Consider the following 337-nt stretch of genomic DNA (forward strand, 5'->3'; position numbering starts at 1 on the left):
CCACTTGTGATGCTGATAATCTTTTTGACTATCAGTCCGTACTCACAAGCACCCACACGAATTGCTTGATTCAATTTGTTAAAGAGCGTTTGGTTAAGAGCTTTTCGTCTCAACCGAGGCGCGCATTTTACGCTTTCCTCAGAGCCTGTCAAGCGTTTATTTTGAAGTCTTTTGCGAGAAACTCGTTTAGCTTCAAACACTTGGCTCGCCGCGATCTCTCGTAGCGGGAGGCGAATCATACAGCACCAAGAAGCGCTGTCAACCACCATTTCAACCGCTTGCGATCATTCGATCGTAGCCCTTCCAACACCACCTTAACTACTTAACTCATTGAATC

General features: G+C 46.0%; 1 protein-coding gene. It reads right to left on the reverse strand.

Annotated features, from left to right (window positions below):
* Positions 1 to 239: hypothetical protein (locus tag DM807_RS27550; protein ID WP_218647906.1), on the reverse strand; the 239-nt coding region annotated here is incomplete at its 3' end.
* Positions 240 to 337: the final 98 nt, after the last annotated feature.

Origin of the sequence: Pseudomonas hunanensis, from assembly GCF_013393325.1 — a bacterium.
In the GTDB taxonomy this organism is placed as follows: Bacteria; Pseudomonadota; Gammaproteobacteria; order Pseudomonadales; family Pseudomonadaceae; genus Aquipseudomonas; species Aquipseudomonas putida_P.